The 19,481-nt window shown below is 61.2% G+C and carries 19 protein-coding genes; 13 read left to right on the top strand and 6 right to left on the bottom strand.

The window, feature by feature from the left end; genetic code table 11:
* The first annotated feature begins 42 nt into the window (after positions 1-42).
* The 8 genes from PXK07_RS03490 to PXK07_RS03455 all read left to right on the top strand — a co-directional run bounded on the left by PXK07_RS03490 (position 43) and on the right by PXK07_RS03455 (position 9,001).
* Positions 43-1,101 carry a dipeptidase gene (locus PXK07_RS03490; protein WP_274846800.1) on the top strand — a complete coding sequence of 353 codons (1,059 nt, stop codon included), beginning with the start codon at positions 43-45 and terminating at the stop codon, positions 1,099-1,101.
* Between the two features lie 50 nt (positions 1,102-1,151).
* A complete protein-coding gene (locus tag PXK07_RS03485; RefSeq protein WP_274846799.1) occupies positions 1,152-2,747 on the top strand; it encodes an ABC transporter substrate-binding protein in 1,596 nt (531 codons plus the stop codon).
* Positions 2,748-3,806, top strand: a complete 1,059-nt coding sequence (locus tag PXK07_RS03480; RefSeq protein WP_274846798.1) for an ABC transporter permease — start codon at positions 2,748-2,750, stop codon at positions 3,804-3,806. It begins immediately after the preceding gene.
* Positions 3,803-4,720: an ABC transporter permease gene (locus PXK07_RS03475; RefSeq protein ID WP_274846797.1), complete on the top strand. Its 918-nt coding sequence runs from the start codon at positions 3,803-3,805 to the stop codon at positions 4,718-4,720. The genes PXK07_RS03480 and PXK07_RS03475 overlap by 4 nt, the downstream gene beginning before the upstream one ends.
* Positions 4,717-5,574, top strand: coding sequence for an ABC transporter ATP-binding protein (locus tag PXK07_RS03470; protein ID WP_274846796.1), 858 nt, complete (start codon positions 4,717-4,719; stop codon positions 5,572-5,574). Before PXK07_RS03475 ends, PXK07_RS03470 begins: the two co-directional genes overlap by 4 nt.
* Positions 5,575-5,582: 8 nt before the next feature.
* Entirely contained in the window at positions 5,583-6,338 is a 756-nt protein-coding gene (locus PXK07_RS03465) for an ABC transporter ATP-binding protein (protein ID WP_274846889.1), read from the top strand.
* A gap of 16 nt (positions 6,339-6,354) precedes the next feature.
* Positions 6,355-7,125 (top strand): N-acyl homoserine lactonase family protein, encoded by a 771-nt coding sequence (locus tag PXK07_RS03460; RefSeq protein ID WP_446728348.1) that lies wholly within the window; start codon positions 6,355-6,357, stop codon positions 7,123-7,125.
* Positions 7,126-7,252: 127 nt separating this feature from the next.
* Complete coding sequence (locus tag PXK07_RS03455) at positions 7,253-9,001, top strand: alpha-amylase family glycosyl hydrolase (RefSeq protein ID WP_274846794.1); 1,749 nt, start codon at positions 7,253-7,255, stop codon at positions 8,999-9,001.
* A gap of 10 nt (positions 9,002-9,011) precedes the next feature.
* Here PXK07_RS03455 and PXK07_RS03450 read toward each other — a convergent pair whose 3' ends face one another.
* Genes PXK07_RS03450 through PXK07_RS03440 form a run of 3 tightly spaced genes read right to left on the bottom strand, consistent with a single transcriptional unit; the run spans position 9,012 to position 11,992 of the window.
* A complete protein-coding gene (locus PXK07_RS03450) occupies positions 9,012-10,232 on the bottom strand; it encodes a glycosyl transferase (RefSeq protein WP_274846793.1) in 1,221 nt (406 codons plus the stop codon).
* Positions 10,233-10,241: 9 nt separating this feature from the next.
* The gene (locus tag PXK07_RS03445; protein ID WP_274846792.1) at positions 10,242-11,024 is read right to left on the bottom strand and encodes an HAD-IIB family hydrolase; all 783 of its coding nucleotides are present in this window, start codon (positions 11,022-11,024) and stop codon (positions 10,242-10,244) included.
* A complete protein-coding gene (locus tag PXK07_RS03440; protein ID WP_274846791.1) occupies positions 11,021-11,992 on the bottom strand; it encodes a DUF808 domain-containing protein in 972 nt (323 codons plus the stop codon). Before PXK07_RS03440 ends, PXK07_RS03445 begins: the two co-directional genes overlap by 4 nt.
* Before the next feature lie 251 nt (positions 11,993-12,243).
* Between PXK07_RS03440 and gap the strand changes: the two genes are divergently transcribed.
* Together gap and PXK07_RS03430 are read left to right on the top strand one after the other, a co-directional pair.
* On the top strand, positions 12,244-13,245 hold the full coding sequence (gene gap / locus PXK07_RS03435) for a type I glyceraldehyde-3-phosphate dehydrogenase (protein ID WP_274846790.1): 1,002 nt from the start codon (positions 12,244-12,246) through the stop codon (positions 13,243-13,245).
* A gap of 87 nt (positions 13,246-13,332) precedes the next feature.
* On the top strand, positions 13,333-13,476 hold the full coding sequence (locus PXK07_RS03430) for a hypothetical protein (protein ID WP_274846789.1): 144 nt from the start codon (positions 13,333-13,335) through the stop codon (positions 13,474-13,476).
* Between the two features lie 111 nt (positions 13,477-13,587).
* Here PXK07_RS03430 and coaD read toward each other — a convergent pair whose 3' ends face one another.
* The 3 genes from coaD to PXK07_RS03415 all read right to left on the bottom strand — a co-directional run bounded on the left by coaD (position 13,588) and on the right by PXK07_RS03415 (position 15,700).
* A complete protein-coding gene (coaD, locus tag PXK07_RS03425) occupies positions 13,588-14,082 on the bottom strand; it encodes a pantetheine-phosphate adenylyltransferase (protein ID WP_274846788.1) in 495 nt (164 codons plus the stop codon).
* Positions 14,083-14,221: 139 nt separating this feature from the next.
* Complete coding sequence (locus PXK07_RS03420) at positions 14,222-14,656, bottom strand: CBS domain-containing protein (protein ID WP_274846787.1); 435 nt, start codon at positions 14,654-14,656, stop codon at positions 14,222-14,224.
* Positions 14,657-14,803: 147 nt separating this feature from the next.
* Positions 14,804-15,700, bottom strand: coding sequence for a LysR family transcriptional regulator (locus PXK07_RS03415; protein WP_274846786.1), 897 nt, complete (start codon positions 15,698-15,700; stop codon positions 14,804-14,806).
* A gap of 160 nt (positions 15,701-15,860) precedes the next feature.
* On the opposite strand from PXK07_RS03415, the gene PXK07_RS03410 reads away from it, so the two are divergent.
* The 3 genes from PXK07_RS03410 (at position 15,861) to PXK07_RS03400 (ending at position 19,478) form a co-directional block, all read left to right on the top strand.
* Positions 15,861-17,360, top strand: coding sequence for a CoA-acylating methylmalonate-semialdehyde dehydrogenase (locus PXK07_RS03410; RefSeq protein WP_274846785.1), 1,500 nt, complete (start codon positions 15,861-15,863; stop codon positions 17,358-17,360).
* A gap of 212 nt (positions 17,361-17,572) precedes the next feature.
* Positions 17,573-18,169: a L,D-transpeptidase gene (locus PXK07_RS03405; protein WP_274846784.1), complete on the top strand. Its 597-nt coding sequence runs from the start codon at positions 17,573-17,575 to the stop codon at positions 18,167-18,169.
* 163 nt (positions 18,170-18,332) lie between these two features.
* Positions 18,333-19,478 carry an acyl-CoA dehydrogenase family protein gene (locus PXK07_RS03400; protein WP_274846783.1) on the top strand — a complete coding sequence of 382 codons (1,146 nt, stop codon included), beginning with the start codon at positions 18,333-18,335 and terminating at the stop codon, positions 19,476-19,478.
* Positions 19,479-19,481: the final 3 nt, after the last annotated feature.

Below are 19,481 nucleotides of genomic sequence, written 5' to 3'. Positions count from 1 at the left end.
TATTGAATCCAATATATCCGAACCAGACGCCACAGGTAATTCATGAAGACGCCCCTCGTTTTTGACGGCCACAACGACCTTTTGCTGCGCATTCACAGTGGCAACGTGCCCTTCGGACAGGATGGTTTCCAAGGCGACGGTGGCCATCAGATTGACCTGGCAAAGGCCAAGGCAGGCGGATTTGGCGGCGGTTTCTTCGCGATCTATGTGCCGAATGAAACGTCATCCATGGATGACGAAGAGATGAACAAGCCCGCCTACGACCTGCCCCTGCCAGAGCCGGTGAACTGGGCCGAGGCCGCCCGGGTGGCCATGTCCCAGGCGGCGATCCTGATCCGGCTGGAACGTGAAGGCGCGCTGCGCATCTGCCGGACCACCGCCGAGATCCGCGCCGCGATGGAGGCCGGGATCCTGGCCGCGGTCATGCACATGGAGGGCGCCGAGGCCATCGACCCGGAGTTCAACACGCTGGATGTGCTTTACGAGGCGGGCTTGCGCTCTCTGGGGCCGGTGTGGAGCAGGCCAACCATCTATGGCCACGGGGTGCCGTTCCGCTTCCCCTCCACCGGCGACACGGGCGACGGCCTGACCGCGAATGGCATCCGTTTGATCAAGAAATGCAACGACTTGCGGATCCTTGTTGATCTGTCCCACCTCAATGAGGCCGGGTTCTGGGACGTGGCGAAACACAGCGACGCGCCGCTGGTTGCCACCCATTCCAATGCCCACGCCCTCAGCACTCATAGCCGAAACCTGACCGACCGGCAGTTGCACGCCGTCCGCGACAGCGACGGCATGGTCGGCCTGAACTTTGCGGTGGCCTTCCTGCGTGCAGACGGGCGGATGGATGATGACACGCCTATTGACCGGATGATCGAACATCTGGACTATCTGATGGAGCACTTGGGGGAAGACCGGGTTGGATTGGGCTCCGATTTCGACGGCGCCGCTGTTCCAGCCGAGATCCGCACGGTGGCCGGCCTGCCCGCATTGCGCGCTGCCATGGCGGCGCGCGGCTATGGTGCGGAGCTGATTACGAAACTCTGTCACGGCAACTGGCTGCGCGTTCTGGATCAAACCTGGGGCACTGCCAGCGCCTGACCGGGCCGCCGCAAGGCACAACAATAACTTTAACAACAGGGAGTACTACCATGACTATTATGACTCGTCTTATGGGATCGGCCGCTTTGGGGCTGGCGCTGGGGCTGACCACCCTGCCCGCCATGGCAGCAACCCCGGACAACATGCTGGTGATCGCCAACCGCATCGATGACATCACCACCCTGGACCCGGCGCAAAGCTTTGAATTTGCAGGCTCCGACGTGCTGCGCAATGTCTATGGCAAGCTGGTTAATTTCGACCCCAGGAACCTGGAGGCAGGCTATCAGCCCGATCTGGCCGAAAGCTGGAGCGTCTCGGAAGATGGCCGCACCATCACCTTCACCATGCGCGACGGCGTGAAATTCGCCTCCGGCAACCCGGTCCGGGCCGAGGACGTGGCCTTTTCGCTGAAGCGCGTCGTGCTGTTGAACAAGACGCCCTCTTTCATCATCACCCAGTTCGGTTTCACGCCTGAAAACATCGACGAGACCATCAAGGTCGAGGGCAACACGGTATCAATCACCACGGACAAACGCTATGCGACCTCCTTCGTGCTGAACTGCCTGACCGCCACCATCGGCGGCATCGTCGATGAAAAGACCGTGATGGCCAACGAGGTGGACGGTGATCTGGGCAACACCTGGCTGGCGACCAATTCCGCAGGCTCCGGCCCCTACACGCTGACCAGTTGGAAGCCGAAGGAAAGCGTCACCCTGACCGCCAACCCGAATTTCTATGGCGACAAGCCCGCCATGCAGCGGGTCATCGTGCGCCACGTTCAGGAAAGCGCCACCCAGCGCCTGATGCTGGAGCGCGGTGATATCGATGTGGCCCGTGACCTGAACCCGTCCGACGTGGAAGGGGTGCGCGCCGCCGAGGGCGTCAAGATCCTGGAAGAGATGCGCGGTCGCCTGATGTATATCGCGATGAACCAGAAGCACCCGCAGCTGTCCAAGCCGCAGGTCCGTCAGGCGCTGAAATACCTGATCGACTACGAGGGCATGGAAAACAGCTTCCTCAAGGGCGCCTATGTGGCCCATCAGAACTTCCTGCCAAAGACCTACCTGGGTGCGGTCAACGAAAACCCCTTCTCGCTCAATATCGACAAGGCCAAGGCGCTGCTGGCCGAGGCGGGTGTTGACGGCATGGAGCTGACCGTGGGCGTGCGCGAGGCGCAGGAACGGCTGGAAATCGGCCAGTCGCTGCAAAACACCTTTGCCCAGGCCGGGATCAAGCTGAACCTCGAGGTGGGCACCGGCAAGCAGGTTCTGGGCAAGTATCGCGCGCGCGAGCTGGACATCTACCTTGGCGCCTGGGGTCCGGATTACCCCGATCCGCACACCAACGCGGGCACCTTTGCCTTCAACCCCGACAACTCGGATGCGGCCAATGCCACCGGGCTTCTGGCCTGGCGCAACGCCTGGGATACCGATGGGCTGACCGACAAGACCCTGGCAGCCGTGGTCGAAGGCGACACCGCGAAACGCGCCGACATGTACCACCAGATCCAGGCCGAGTTCCGCGACAAGTCACCTTTCGCGGTGATGTTCCAGAAGGTGGAACAGGCCGGTGTTGCGGATAATGTCGAGGGCCTCAGCCTGGGCGGCGCCATCACGGCCGTGTCCTACTGGACCGTGACCAAGTAAATGAGCACCTCCAATGCTTTCGTGAAGAGGCAGCCGCGGCTGCCTCTTCCACCGTGGCTGCGCGGGCTGGTCGTCACGCTCTTGTCGATTTCCGTGACCATGCTGGGGCTTCTGTTCGTCACCTTCGTGATCGGACGGGTGATGCCGATTGACCCGGTTCTGGCCGTTGTGGGCGAGCGGGCGACCGAAGACCAGTACAACGCTGTCTTTCTGGAACTCGGCCTCGACAAGCCGCTGATCGTACAGTTTTTCTACTACGTCTGGGACGTGGTGCGCGGTGATTTTGGCACCTCGCTTCTGACCGCGCGGCCCGTGGCCGACGACATTGCCCGCGTCTTCCCGGCCACCTTTGAACTCGCCACAATCGGGATCCTCTTTGGCTGCCTTCTGGGTGTGCCGCTGGGCGTCATCGCCGCCGTGCGCCGGGGCAGCTGGATCGACCAGATCGCCCGTGTGGTGGCGCTGGTGGGCTATTCCATGCCGATCTTCTGGCTGGGTCTGATGGGTCTGTTGTTGTTCTACGGCATCCTTGGCTGGGTTGGCGGCCCCGGACGGCAAGGTATCTTCTACGAGGATATGATCCCCAGCGTGACCGGCATGATCCTTTTGGATTCCGCCATCGCCGGGGATTGGGGCGCCTTCTGGGATGCCTTTTCCCATATCGTGCTGCCGGCCTCGATCCTGGGATACTACAGCCTGGCCTATATCAGCCGCATGACGCGCTCCTTCATGCTGGAGCAGCTGTCGGCGGAATATGTCACCACCGCTCGCGTCAAGGGGATGAGCGAATGGGCCGTCATTTGGCGTCATGCCTTCCGCAATATCCGGGTGCAGCTGATCACCGTGATCGCGCTGAGCTACGCAAACCTGCTGGAAGGCTCGGTCCTGACCGAGATCATCTTCTCATGGCCCGGGATCGGCAGCTATATCACCACGGCGCTGCTGTCGGCGGATATGAACGCGGTTCTGGGTGGAACCGTTGTCGTTGGGCTGGTCTTCATCTGCCTCAACGTGTTTTCCGACCTTCTTTATAAAATCTTCGATCCGAGGTCCAAATGAGCCAAGACACCGGAACGCTGCGCGACTGGCTCCTGTCAGAAACGCCCACTTCGCGCAGGCAGGCTCGCTGGGCCGCCGCCTACAAGGGCTGGCTGACTTTGCGCGCCAATCACATGGCCATGGCGGGGCTGGCAATCATCGTGCTGCTGGTCGCGCTGGCGCTGTTCGCACCCTGGATCGCGCCGCATGATCCATTTGTGCAGGACCTTGGAAACCGCCTGCAACCTCTTGGCAGTGAAGGACATATCCTTGGCACCGATTCCTTGGGCCGCGATATTCTCAGCCGCCTGATCTGGGGCGCGCGGATCACTCTTTATATCGTTGCCCTGGTGGCCCTGATCGCGCCCATTGCGGGCCTGCTGGTGGGCACCGTGTCGGGCTACGCCGGGGGCTGGGTCGATGTGATCCTGATGCGGATCACCGATATCTTCCTCGCCTTTCCCCGCCTGGTGCTGGCGCTGGCCTTTGTCGCGGCCCTTGGGGCCGGGATCGAGAACGCGGTGCTGGCGATCAGCCTCACGGCATGGCCGCCCTACGCGCGCATGGCGCGGGCGGAAACGCTGACGATCCGTTCCTCGGATTACATCAGCGCCATCCGCCTGCAGGGCGCAGGCCCCTTGCGGATCATCGTGAAACACATCTGGCCCCTGTGCATATCCTCGCTGATCGTGCGGGTGACCCTGGATATGGCCGGCATCATCCTGGCCGCAGCGGGCCTTGGCTTCCTTGGTCTGGGCGCCCAGCCCCCAAGCCCGGAATGGGGCGCGATGATTTCCGAAGGGCGCCGGTTCATCCTGGATCACTGGTGGGTCGCCACCATGCCCGGCCTTGCCATTTTCACCGTCTCGCTTGCCTTCAACCTGCTTGGTGACGGCTTGCGCGACGTGCTTGACCCGAAGGACAGCCCGCAATGACGCCGCTATTGGACATCAAGAACCTCTGGGTCAAATTCCCCACCCGCACCGGCGTTGTCGAGGCCGTGCGCGGTATCTCCTTTTCCCTGGGGCGCGAACGGCTGGGCATCGTCGGTGAAAGCGGCTCGGGTAAATCCATGACAGGCCGCGCCATCCTGCGGCTGATCCGGCCACCGGGGATCATCGAGGCCGATCACATTTCACTACATGATCAGGATCTTCTGAGCCTGAGCGAAGCCAAGATGCGCGCCATTCGCGGGCAGAAGATCTCGATGGTGATGCAGGATCCGAAATTCTCGTTGAACCCGGTGATGACGATTGGCGCGCAGCTGATCGAGGCCCACCGCCTGCATTCGAAATCCTCCCGCGCCGAGGCCCGCACCAAGGCGATCGAGATGCTGGAGGCCGTGTCGATCCGTGACCCCGAGCGGGTGATGAAGGCCTACCCGCATGAAATGTCCGGTGGCATGGGACAGCGCATCATGATCGCGATGATGCTGATCCCGAACCCGGAGATCCTGATCGCGGACGAACCCACCTCGGCGCTGGATGTCTCGGTCCAGGGGCAGGTCCTGTCGATCATGGACCGGCTGGTCAAGGAACGCGGCATGGGGCTGATCTTCATCAGCCACGACCTGAATCTCGTGTCGCAATTCTGCGACCGGGTTCTGATCATGTATGCCGGGCGCATTGTCGAGGTCTGCGATGCCGACAAGCTGCACCAGGCGCAGCACCCCTATACCCGCGGGCTGCTTGGCTCCCTGCCGCGCTTTGATACACCGCGCGCACGGCTGGACGTGTTGCAACGCGATCCGGCCTGGCGCGAGGCCCCCAGCGTGGAAGCCCGCCCATGACCCAGCCCATGACCCCGGCTTTGCAGATCGACGGGCTGAACGTCTATTTCGGCGCCCCTCACGAGAGTTTTCATGCAGTAAAGAACGCCTCCTTTACCGTTGAAAAGGGAGCGAGTTTTGGCCTGGTCGGCGAAAGCGGGTCGGGAAAATCAACCATCCTGAAGGCGTTGACCGGATTGGCGCCCCAGTGGGAGGGCACCATGCGTGTTGCCGGGCAACAGCTGGGCGCCAAGCGCGATCGCCGGTTTTACCGATCCGTTCAGATGGTGTTCCAGGACCCCTATGCCTCGCTGCATCCGCGCCAATCGGTGGATCAGGTCCTGTCGGAAACGCTCTACTTGCACGGCGCCTCCAACATCGACGACCGGGTCAACCGGCTGCTGGAGGATGTGGGGCTTGGATCGGCCTTCCGGTTCCGCTATCCGCATCAGCTGTCGGGCGGCCAACGCCAGCGGGTGGCCATCGCCCGCGCCCTGGCGCCCGAGCCGGAAATCCTGCTGCTGGATGAGCCGACCTCGGCATTGGACGTTTCCGTTCAGGCGGAAATCCTGAACCTTTTGAGCGATTTGCGCGCCGAACATCACCTGACCTATGTGATGGTGTCCCACGATCTGGCCGTGGTGGCCCATATGTGTGATCAGGCGGCGGTGATGCAGAATGGGGAAATCGTCGAGATCCTCAGCATCGATGCCATGCGCAACGGCGATGCGCGCTCTGACTACACACGCCAGCTGCTCGCGGCTTCGGCCAACCGGGTGGCGTGACCGCAGGATGGCGGGCGTGATCGAACACCTGCCCCCTGAGGGACTGCTCACCGGGAATCCCAAGCGCCTGTTCATGCTGGATTTTGGTCTGTTTCGTGTGCACTCGAACGGGCGCAAGATCGGGATCTGCGGTTTCCTGGTTCAAACGGAGGCGGGCGAAAACGTGCTGATCGATTCCGGCTTTCCCGCCAAATACGCCGCGGATCCGGAACAGGCCACCGCAGAGGATCGCCTGCATACCTTCGGAGAGGTTCTGACCTGCACGCCCCAGAACCTGCCACAGGTCCAGTTGGCACGTGCTGGCGTGACGGGGGATGACATCGACTACTTCGTGCTCACCCATACGCATATTGATCATATCGGCGGCCTCTTTGATTTCCCGCAGGCCCCGATCATTCTTGCAAAACCCGAAAGAGATCTGCCACGCCCGCTATACTGGAGCGAGGTTCGACCCTGGGATTGGCCAGACCGCCGCTACCTGACCCTGGAGAGCGACAGTGCGATCGGTCCCGGGTTTGATCTGCTCATGGCCCCCGGCCACACGCCGGGCCAGATTGCAGTTCTGCTGGATCTACCCCAAACCGGCTCCGTTTTGTTGACCTCGGATGCCATTTCCCGCCCCGATGAGATCGCCGAAGGCTTCGACAGTGCACCAGATCCGATTGCTGCCCAGGCCAGCGCCCGGCGTATATTGGAGCTTGCCCACGGTCGAGACGCCATGGTCATCTACGGTCATTGCCCGGCGCAGTGGCCGCAGTTGAAAAAGGCTCCTCAATTCTACGACTAGGCGCTGCTGGCGAGCCCATATAACAGCGCCTGCGGTGCTGAAAAAATGGACGGTGCTCCTCAATTTGCCCGCCGGATTTGCAGGATGGGATTGGCCCCACAAAGCCTCGCGTGTTTGACTGCAGGACATGACACAGCCGACCCAATCCTTTCACCGCGCCCTGACCGCGCGTATCGCACGGATCTATCCCGACATCGACGCCGAAGCCTTTGCGCGCGCGATCAACCAGGCCTTCTGGCCCGATCCCGGCAAAAGACGCAAACGCGGGCGAACACCCGGAAACCGGATGTGGAGCGAAGAGGACGCGCTGGTCATCACCTATGGCAACTCCCTGGCGGATGGGCAGCACAAGCCCCTGGACCTGCTCAATGATTTCCTGCGCCGCTATTGCAAGGGCTGGCTGAACAGCGTCCATATCCTGCCCTTCTTTCCCTTCACCTCTGACGATGGCTTTGCGGTTTCCGATTTCCGTAGCGTCAATCCGCAATTGGGCGATTGGACCGACATCAACCGGATCGCGGATGAGTTCACCCTGATGTCGGATCTGGTGCTGAACCATGTCTCCAGCCAGGGCGCCTGGTTCAACGCCTACCGGCAGGGGCAAGCGCCCTATGACAGGTTCTTTTTCGAAGCCAGCCCCGAGGATGATCTGAGCGCCGTGGTGCGCCCGCGCACGACGCCCTTGTTGCAACAGGTCGAAACCGCGATGGGGGAACGCCATGTCTGGTGCACCTTTTCCCATGACCAGATCGATCTCGATTTCCGCAACCCCGAGGTTCTGCTGGAATTCCTGCGCATCATCCGGCTGCATCTGGACAATGGGGTGCGGATGATCCGGCTCGATGCGGTGGCCTTCATCTGGAAGGAGGTCGGCACCCCCTCGATCCACCTGCGCCAGACCCATGAGATCATCAAGCTGATGCGCATGCTGTGCGACAATACGGCGGAAAAGGTGGTGCTGATCACCGAGACCAATGTGCCCAAGACCGAAAACCTCAGCTATTTCGGCGCCCGGGACGAGGCGCATATGATCTACAACTTCCCACTGCCGCCCCTGATCCTTCATGCCATGCTATCGGGTGAAGCGCGCCATCTGGTGGAATGGCAAAAGGCGATGCCGCCCGCCCCCCTGGGCTGTGCCTATTTCAACTTTACCGCCAGCCATGACGGAATCGGCATGCGCCCCGCCGAAGGGTTGCTGAGCGCCGAGGAACAGCAGCGCATGATCGACACCGTGCGCCAATCGGGCGGGCTGGTCTCGATGCGCGCCCTGCCCGACGGCGGCGAATCCCCATATGAACTGAACACCACCTTCTACGAGGCGCTGACCGAAACCTTCGACGGGCCGGACGCCTATCACTTTGAGCGGTTCATATGCTCACAATCCATCGTGATGGCGCTGGAGGGCATTCCCGCCTTCTACATCCACTCCCTGCTGGCCACCCCGAACGATCACGCCTCGGTCAAAAAGCGCGGCATGAACCGGGCCATCAACCGCCATCGCTGGGACTATGGCGACCTGCGCATGCTGCTGGAGGATGAGGACAGCCTGCAGGCCCGCGTGTTGGCAACCCTGAGACACCGGCTGGAGCTGCGCAAGAAACAGAGCGCCTTTCACCCCAACGCCACGCAATTCACCCTCAATTCAGGCGATGCGCGGGTCTTTGCCCTGTGGCGGCAAAGCCTGGATCGCAGCCAGTCGATCTTTGCGCTGCATAACGTCAGCAAGGAGACGGTGGCGCTGCCCTCTCATCACCTGAACCTGATCGAGGAAGACTCCTGGGTGGATATCCTTTCAGGCGATCACGTGGCGATGATGGATGGCACCATCACCCTTGCGCCCTATCAGTGCCGCTGGATCACCAACCTGCACTGACACCTACAAGTCACTGATATTCATCGATATCAGCGGCTGCAGCCGCCTGCATGTCACGCAGGAAGGCGGGGTCAGCCGCATGCACCCGGCTCCAGGTGGGGATGAAGGGAGTTTCATGCGGGTTATCGAGAAAGAACTGCCCCGCCCGCATGATGTTCTCGGCAAAAAGCTCGATCGAGCGTTCCTCGCTGTGCCGATCGATGCTGAGCCCGTTCATCTTGGCATCGGCGTAATAGGCTTCAAGCAGATCCAGCGCACTGCGGTAATAGGTGGCCTTGAGCGTGCGGAAGATATTGGTGGTGAATACGGTGCCATCGGCGGCCAGCTTGCGGAAGATCGCCTTGCAGATATCCACCGACATCCGGTTCAGGCCTGCCTGCGCATCCTCGGGGCTGAGGTCCTGATGCTTGTGATCGTAGGAATCCGCGATCTCCACCTGGCAGACCGCCTTGGGCGCAAGGTTGCGCCAGGCCTCGGACAAGACGCCAATCTCCAAACCCCAATCGGACGGGATCCTGAGATCCGGCAGGATGCTGGTCCGCATGGCGAATTCCCCCGACAGCGGATAGCGAAAACTGCGCAGGTAATCGATGTAATCGCGATCCCCGATCACCCGTTTCAGCGCGATCAGCAAGGGGCTGACCAGAAGCCGCGTCACCCGCCCGTTCAGCCGGTCCTGCCCCACACGTGCGTAAAACCCCTTGGCCACCTGATAGGGAAAGCTGGGGTTGGCCACCGGATAGACCAGGCGCGCCAATAGCTCGTTGGTGTAGGTCAGGATATCGCAGTCATGGATCGCCATCACCGCGCTGTCTTCGCAGCTCATCAGATAGCCGATGGAGGACCAGACATTCTTGCCCTTGCCCTGTTCGCTGGGGGCAAGCCCCATCTCTTCCAGCCGGGCGCCAAGCGCCTTCATCCGCGGGCTGTCATTCCAGATCACCACATGGTTCTGGTTCAAATCCTTGAAGAAGGCCTGCGCATGGCGAAACTGCGCCTCATCGGCGCGATCAAGGCCGACAACAATACGGTGAAGGTAGCGCACCTTGGCAAGTTCCGAGACGATTTTCGGCATCGCCTCGGTTTCCAGCTCCGAGTAGAGACACGGCAGGATCAAGGAGATTTTTCGCGACTGGGCAAATGTTTCCAGCTCGTAGTTCATTTCATCCAAAGACCGGGTGCGCAGGTTATGCAGCGTCGTGATGTTCCCGTTCTGATGAAAATCTACCATGCCTGCCTCTCATCTGCGCAAATTCAGCCTGTCTAGCAGCTCCATCATGGCCCGGTTCCAACCCGAAGGCCCAGCCTCTATCGTGCGCAGGACACGGCCTTCTGCCTCATTTTTCAGCACCGGCAGGGATTTGCTATATTTATTGGCAATGATGACACCGAAATCGGCCTTCTCCAGCATTTCAACGTCATTGGGCGCATCGCCCAGGGCAACCGTGTGGCGCGGGCGATAGCGCGCGATGATCTCTTCCATCCGGTCTGCCTTGGTGCCACCGAAAGAGAGCGTCAGAAACCGCCCGCCATAGCGGGCCGTGACACCCAACTCACCAAGCGCCGCTTGAAACCGCTGCCGCTCTGTCTCCGATCCACTCCAGAGCCCAGGTTCCGAAAACATGCGCTGCTCCGCCCGCGCGGCCTGCTCTGACGACAGACCGGTAACGTCGATGATCTCTGCCACCGACATGTCCCCGAAGCCGCGAAACTGCTGACGCAGATCTGCGGGGGTCTGGTCCAATGCCACCCTCAGGCATTCATACTTGGGCGGCGTCTCTTCCCCCAAGATACCGGCGCCGTTCTCGACAATCGCCGGATAGTCAGACAGCCCCATTTCCCGTTGCAGAACAGTGATTTCCGCTGCGGTCTTGCTGCTGGCTAGAACGACCGGCGCGCCGACTTCGGCCAGACGCGTCAAGGCAGGCACAGCCGCCTGCCAGGAATAGCTGTCATGATCCAGCAGGGTTCCATCCAGATCGGAAAAAACCACAAGAGGCGGGGTCAGCGGCTTGGCGGTCAATGGGACGACGTCTTTCCCGTCACCGCGCTGACCAGCGGGGCGATGATGCGGGTTGCAACCGGGATCAGGATCATGCCCAGGGCCACCCCAAACACGCCATCCATACCCGCCTTGGCCAGCCATTCGACAAAGCCAGTCCAGGCGTCCGGCACCGCATGGCCGATGGCATAGGCCCAGTCATGGATGTGATGACCCAGCCAGCCAAATCCCAGCTCCTCCATCCCGTGAATGACGATAGATCCGCCCACCCACAGCATCGCGGCAGTGCCCACGATGGTCAGCAGTTTCATGAAACCCGGCATCGCATGGACCAATCCACGCCCCAGCGCACGGGTCAGCCCCAGCCGCGCGTTTTGCGCCAGGTAGAGCCCGACATCATCCGCCTTCACGATCAGCGCGACCGATCCATAGACCGCAACGGTGATACCCAGACCCACGGTGGCCAGGGTCGCCGCCTCCATCCAGATAGTGCTGTCCGGGATCGCCGCCAGGGCGATGGTCATGATCTCTGCCGACAGGATGAAATCGGTCTTGATCGCACCGGCCGCCTTTTGCTCTTCCAGATGGGCCGGATCGCCCGGCTCATCCTCGGGGAAGACGTGGCTTGTATCATGGGGCACCAGGGCATGGTAGATCTTCTCGGCGCCCTCGAAACACAGGTAGGCGCCCCCCAGCATCAGCAGCGGCGAAATCAGCCAGGGCGCAAAGTTTGCCAGCAACAACCCGATGGGCAGCAGGATCAAAAGCTTGTTCTTGATCGAGCCCTTGGTGATCTTCCAGATGATCGGCAGTTCCCGTTCGGCGGCAAAGCCATGCACATATTTGGGGGTGACCGCCGCATCATCGATCACCGCCCCCGCAGCCTTGGCCCCGGCCTTGGCCGCCTGGGCCGCAACATCATCGACAGACGCCGCCGCCACCTTGGCAATGCCTGCCACATCATCCAGCAATGCCAGTAAACCGCTCATCGGGATTCCTCATTGTTACACACCAATTTGACCGCAGCCTAACCGATCCGGTCCCACAGGCAAGGTGAACCAGTCACCGATGCGGCAGCGCGGCAATGGGAGGCCATCGTTATCGCCACCGGCACAAAACCGTTACCGCCACCGGAAAGGTTTTGCGCTAACACGCTGTCATTTCGCCCTTTTTGCCCCTTTAGGGATTTAACGAACCCGTCTATATCCGGCGCAAGTTTTGCTCGCCAGGAGAGATACCAATGACCATCAAAGTCGGGATCAACGGTTTTGGCCGTATCGGACGCTGCACCCTTTCGCACATCGCGGCATCCGGCCGTGACGATATCGAAGTGATCAAGGTGAACGCCACCGGCCCGCTGGAAACCGCAGCGCATCTGATCAAATACGACTCGGTGCATGGCCGCTTCCCCGGCGAGGTGACCATCGGCGACGGCACCATGAATCTCGGCCGTGGCGACATGAAGATGTTCTCCACCTACGACATGGGTGAGCTGGACTGGGAGGGCTGCGATGTCGTCCTGGAATGCACCGGCAAGTTCAACGACGGCGAAAAGGCCAAGGCGCACCTGGAGCGCGGCGCGGGCAAGGTCCTGCTGTCGGCCCCCGGCAAGAACGTCGACAAGACCATCGTCTTTGGCGTCAACGACGACCAGCTGACCGCCGCGGATCGCATGGTGTCGAACGGCTCCTGCACCACCAACTGCCTGGCGCCCATCGCCAAGGTCCTGGACGAAGGTGTCGGCATCGAAAGCGGCATCATGACCACGATCCACGCCTATACCGGTGACCAGCCGACCCTGGACCGCCGCCACAAGGATCTCTACCGCGCCCGCGCGGCCGCCATGTCGATGATCCCCACCTCCACCGGCGCCGCCAAGGCCCTGGGTGAGGTTCTGCCGAACCTCAAGGGCCGTCTTGATGGCTCTGCCATCCGCGTCCCCACCCCCAATGTCTCGGCCGTGGATCTCACCTTCCGCGCCGCCAAGGAGGTGACCGCAGAGGAAATCAACGCGCTGGTCGCCGAGGCCTCCAAAGGCCGCATGGCGGGCGTTCTGGGCTATGAGCCTGCCCCGCTGGTTTCCACCGACTTCAACCACTCCAGCGAAAGCTCGATCTTCGCACCGGACCAGACCCGCGTGGTCGAGGGCCGCATGGTGCGCGTGCTGTGCTGGTACGACAACGAATGGGGCTTCTCGGTGCGCATGGCCGATGTCGCCACCGCGATGGGCCGCCTCACCTGAGGCACGCCTCCTAAATCGTGACAAGCCTTGAGGTTTTGCGCCCGCTCAGGTTATCTGGGCGGGCGTTTTTCTAGGAACAGATCAGAGATGACAAACCAAATCGCCATCGTGCTGGGACTGATCCTGATTGCCGCTGTTTCAGTGGACATCACCCTCTTTGGCGACACCCATCTGGTCTTCCTTGGCAAAAAGCTGTTCGAGCTGATCCACTGGGTCGCCTTCTGGCGCTAGTTCGGCCTGGCAGCACCAATGGCACGCTTGCCGTGCTGATACAGCAAAGCCGGGCACAGGGCCCGGCTTTTCCGCTTAACAACCGTCCGATTAACAGCCGATGGTTTGGCCTCACTTTCCGAGCCGCTTGCGCAGCTCTTCATTGACCAGGGGGGTTACGAATTTCGACACATCCCCATCCAGCCGCGCGATTTCCTTCACCAGCTTGGAGGCAATCGCCTGATGCCGCGCCTCGGCCATCAGAAAGACGGTTTCAACCGAGCTGTCCAGCGCCCGGTTCATGCCCACCATCTGGAATTCATACTCAAAATCCGCAACCGCGCGCAGACCGCGCACGATGATCTGCGCACCCACATCACGGGCGCAGTCGATCAGCAGGTTTTCAAAGGGATGAGCGATGATTTCCGTGCCTGTCTGCTCGGACAGTTTGGCGCATTCCGCCTCGATCATGGCAACGCGCTCTTCCAGGGAGAACAGCGGTCCCTTGTCACGGTTGATGGCAACGCCAATCACCAGCTTATCCACCAGCGCGCTTGCGCGACGGATAATGTCGATATGCCCCAAAGTGATTGGGTCGAATGTGCCTGGGTACAAGCCTACACGCATGGGGCCCCTCCTGCCGCCTCAGAACTCGGGCGCACGCAAACATATTTGCGCCGCCCAAGGCAAGAGGGGGAAAATACGGAAAGCCCCGTTCCGGCGCGTCAAATGCGCCCGCCCCGGATTTCGCGGCGGGCCTTCGGGGTCAATGCCCCATGATCATGCCTTCCAGGGCATCCTTTTCCATGGCGACCTCGGCCAGCTTGGCCTTGACCACATCACCAAGGGAGATCAGCCCGACCATCTTGCCCTCTTCGATCACCGGCATGTGCCGAAAGCGCCCGTCGGTCATCTGTTGCAGGACCTCTTCCACATTGGAATGGCTGGTGCAGGTGACAAGTTTGCTGGTCATGTAGTCCTTGACCTGGCAGCTCAGGCAGCCGGATCCGCTTTTGCCCAGCTCCCGCACGATATCGCGCTCTGACAGGATCCCCAGCGCGGTCTCATCGTCCGAAGAGACCACAACCGTGCCGATCCCCTTCTCCGCCAACAGCTTGGCCGCATCCGCTACCGGCGCATCCGGAGAGATGGTGACCACCCCGGCCTTTGCCTTGGATTTCAATATCGATTGAACCAGCATGAACCCTCCAACTTGTAATTTTATTGCGTAATTTCCAGCGTTGCCGCAATAGAGATGCAAGTCAAGAAAATGTCCGGTGCTGAACAGGTTGATTGCTGCGATTGACGGAGCCGATCTGCCCGGAGCCGCGCTGTCAGGTCAGGGCTGTCAGGTCAGGGCCTCCAGGCGGGCCACCTCTTCGCGGATCCCCTTTGACAGGGCTTCGGCAAACCGGTTCAACCGCTCGCTGCGCTGGTCCCCCTGATGACGCACCAGGTAGAAACTGCGCTTGAGGCTGATCTTGTCGGTCAGAACCTTGCGCAGCACCCGGTGCGCGGGCAGCGAGAAATCATGCGCAACGCACAGCGCGGTGCCTTCGGCGGCGAGTTTGATCTGCACCGAAACCGAATTGGAGGCCAGCGCCACCCGTTCGATCCCCAGGTCGCTGAGATAATCCAATTCGCGGTCAAAGATCATGTCCGGGATATAGCCAATCATGCGATGGCCCTTCAGATCCTCCAGAGCCTCCAGCGGCGGGTGATTGCGCAGATAATGGCGCGATCCCACCAGGTGCAATTTATAGTCGGTGATCTTCTGCACCAGAAGCTGACCGGCCGTGGGCGCACTGACGGTGACCGCCATGTCGGCTTCGCGGCGCGACAGGTTGATCACCCGCGGCAGGGCGACGATCTGGATATCAAGGTCGGGATTTTCCTCGCCGATCGCAGCGCAGACCTGCGGCAGGATGTAATTGGCGCTGCCGTCCGGGGCACCGATGCGGATCTGTCCGGACAATGTATCGCTGGGGCCGCTCAGCGCCTCCTGGCCTGCACGCATGGCCTGTTCGGCGGCTTCGGCATGGGCCAGCAGCCGGTCGCCTGAGGCCGATAAGGCATAGCCCTGCGGCGATTTCACAAAAAGCGGTGTATCCAGCGCGGCCTCGAACCTTGCAATGCGGCGTCCCACCGTGGCCGGATCCATCTTCAAAACCCGCCCGGCGCCGGACAGGCTCGCCTCCCGCGCCACCGCCAGAAAGACTTTCATATCATCCCATTGCGGGTCCATGCCGGGTTCCTCCTCGACTATCTTTACCGTTCACCGGGATCTGCCTAGGGATCACCGATGGCCGGACTTGCGTTCCTGCAAAGCCTCTTTGAAATCTTTCCTCTTTTCCAGTGTTTTTTGCAAGCCTAGGATGCCGCCGAACTCTATTGGGAGGACTCCGATGCAAGAACTCACTCATTATATCAACGGCGAACACGTCAAAGGCACATCCGGCCGCTTTGCCGATGTCTTCAACCCGGCGACCGGCGAAGTGCAGGCCAAGGTGCCGCTCGCGTCCAAGGAAGAAATGGACCAGGCCGTTGCCATCGCAGCGCAGGTGCAGCCCGCCTGGGCCGCCGTCAACCCGCAGCGCCGCGCCCGCGTGCTGATGAAGTTCGTCGACCTTCTGAACCGCGACATGGACAAGCTGGCCGAGGCGCTGAGCCGCGAGCACGGCAAGACCCTGCCCGACGCTGCCGGTGACGTGCAGCGTGGCCTGGAAGTGGTGGAATACTGCATCGGCGCGCCGCAGATGCTGAAGGGTGAGTTCACCGACAGCGCCGGCCCCGGCATCGACATGTACTCCATGCGTCAGGCCCTGGGCGTGACCGCGGGAATCACCCCGTTCAACTTCCCGGCCATGATCCCGATGTGGATGTTCGCGCCCGCCATCGCCTGCGGTAACGCCTTCATCCTGAAGCCCTCCGAGCGTGACCCCTCCGTGCCGCTGATGCTGGCCGAGCTGATGGAAGAAGCCGGTCTGCCCAAGGGCATCCTGCAGGTCGTCAACGGCGACAAGGAAGCGGTGGACGCGATTCTCTACAACGACACCATCCAGTCGGTTGGCTTCGTGGGCTCCACCCCGATCGCCGAATATATCTACGGCACCGGCTGCTCGCAGGGTAAGCGCGTTCAGTGCTTCGGCGGCGCCAAGAACCACATGATCATCATGCCCGACGCGGATCTGGACCAGGCCGCAGACGCGCTGATCGGTGCAGGCTACGGCGCGGCAGGCGAACGCTGCATGGCGATCTCGGTCGCGGTTCCGGTGGGTGAAGAAACCGCCGACCGCCTGATCGAAAAGCTGGTGCCGCGCATCGAAAAGCTGAAGGTCGGACCCTATACCGCTGGCAACGATGTGGATTACGGCCCGGTCGTGACCGCCGCCGCCAAGGAAAACATCCTGCGCCTGGTGGAAACCGGTGTGGAGCAAGGTGCGAAACTGGTCGTCGATGGCCGGAACTTCAACCTGCAAGGCTATGAAGACGGCTTCTTTGTCGGCCCGCATCTGTTCGACAACGTGACCACCGACATGGACATCTACAAGAAAGAGATCTTTGGTCCGGTCCTGTCCACCGTGCGTGCAAAGACCTATGAAGAGGCCCTCGGCTATGCCATGGACCACGAATATGGCAACGGCACCGCGATCTTCACCCGCGATGGCGACACCGCGCGCGATTTCGCCAACCGTATCAACATCGGCATGATCGGCATCAACGTTCCGATCCCGGTGCCGCTGGCCTATCACACCTTTGGTGGCTGGAAGAAATCCGCATTCGGCGACCTGAACCAGCACGGTCCCGATGCGTTCAAGTTCTACACCCGCACCAAGACCATCACCTCGCGCTGGCCCTCGGGCATCCGCGAAGGTGGCGAGTTCAACTTCAAGCCGATGGACTAAGATCCACTCAACTCATGACATTGAAAGCCCCGGCCATGCGCCGGGGCTTTTTGCCTTTTTCGCTTGGGGCCACGTCAAGGGGCTTGCAACTCCGAGGGCCTGTAAACACATCTACGTGAGACGGCCCGAAATCACCGCAGGCCCTCTGGCCAAATTCACACAACCGAATATGTTCCAAACAACAATGAGCAGAACATATCACAGGAGGCCCCATGGCACCCCGGATCACACGTCGCGCAACTCTGCTTGGCCTGGCAGGTACATTGGCCAGCCCCGCGATCTTGCGGGCGCAATCGACAGATGCTTTTCCCACCGATGAGGCGCCGATCCGCGACACGGAATCCGTAAAGCGTAATATCTCGGCCTTTGCCCAGCAGAACTGGCAGGATCATTTTGAAGAGTTGGGCGTCGGTTGCCTGCTTGCCGATGTGACCTCCCGCGCGGTGCACTATTGGGGCGGCGATGGTGAAACCTACCGACTGTTCCCCTCATCCGTGCCGATGAGCGAAGATCTGACCAAACGCGGCTACACAGAAGTGGTGCGTAAGGCCAAGAACCCAAGATGGACGCCGACGCCGAACATGCGCGAACGCGATCCGAGCCTGCCTGCCTTCATGAATGGCGGCCCCGGCAACCCCCTGGGCACACGCGCCATGTATCTGACCTGGCCCGCCTATCTGGTGCATGGCACCCATGACACCCGCAAGATCGGTCGGCAAAGTTCGTCCGGCTGTATCGGGCTATATAACCAGCACGTCGAGGAACTCTACGAGATGGTTCAGATCGGCACACAGGTGCGCATCCTCTAGACCGTCTTCCCCGGTTTCCGTCGGCTTATTCCGCCGCTCAGGCTGTCTCGGGCAAGCTCATTCTTGCAGAATGAATTTGCACGGGCGCAGCTTGCCTGCGGGACCCTCTCCCTGTAGAAATTAACAAGCGTTCAATTCAGGAAACCTTAGGGAGGAAACCGCCGTGGATTTCGCTTTGACAGAAGAGCAGACCGCCATTTTCGATATGGCCTATGGTTTCGGGCAGGACAATATCGCCCCCTTTGCCCGCCAGTGGGAGGCAGAAGGCACCATCCCCAAGGATCTGTGGCCCAAGGTGGGTGAGCTGGGTTTCGGCGGTCTCTATGTCAGCGAAGACGGCGGCGGTTCGGGCCTGACCCGGCTGGATGCAACGCTGGTGTTCGAAGCCCTGTCGATGGCCTGCCCCTCGGTTGCGGCCTTCCTGTCGATCCACAACATGTGCGCCAAAATGCTGGACACCTTTGCCAGCGATGAGTTGAAGGCGCGGGTGATGCCCGACGTTCTGACATTGAACACGGTGCTGTCCTACTGCCTGACCGAACCGGGATCCGGCTCGGATGCGGCGGCGCTGAAGACCCGCGCCGAGCGTAGCAATGAAGGCTACACCCTCAATGGCACCAAGGCCTTCATCTCGGGCGGCGGCTATTCGGATGCCTATGTCTGCATGGTGCGCACCGGCGAGGATGGCCCCAAGGGGATTTCCACCGTCTATGTCGAGGATGGCGCCGCGGGCCTGTCCTTTGGCGGGCTTGAAGACAAGATGGGCTGGAAAAGCCAGCCCACCGCGCAGGTGCAATTCGACGATTGCAAAATCCCCGCGAACAACCTGGTCGGTGAAGAGGGCCAGGGCTTCAAATACGCCATGATGGGCCTGGACGGCGGCCGTTTGAACATCGCCTCCTGCTCGCTGGGCGCGGCGCAGACCGCGCTGAACATGACCCTGCAATACATGAGCGAGCGCAAGGCCTTCGGCAAATCCATCGACCAGTTCCAGGGCCTCCAGTTCCGCCTTGCGGATATGGAGATCGAACTGCAAGCCGCGCGTACCTTCCTGCGCCAGGCCGCCTGGAAGCTGGATCAGGGCGCGCCGGATGCCACCAAATTCTGCGCCATGGCCAAGAAGTTCGTGACCGAGGCCGGATCGAAAGTGGTCGATCAGTGCCTGCAGCTGCATGGCGGCTACGGCTACCTGGCGGATTACGGCATCGAGAAACTGGTCCGCGACCTGCGGGTGCACCAGATCCTGGAAGGCACCAACGAGATCATGCGCGTGATCGTTGCCCGCCACATGCTGTCTGAAAACCGCTGAGGC

It is taken from the genome of Phaeobacter sp. QD34_24 (assembly GCF_028890115.1).
Lineage (GTDB): Bacteria > Pseudomonadota > Alphaproteobacteria > Rhodobacterales > Rhodobacteraceae > Phycobacter.
Note: the sequence above shows the minus strand (reverse complement) of the source record. Positions and strands in the feature narration are given on the sequence as shown.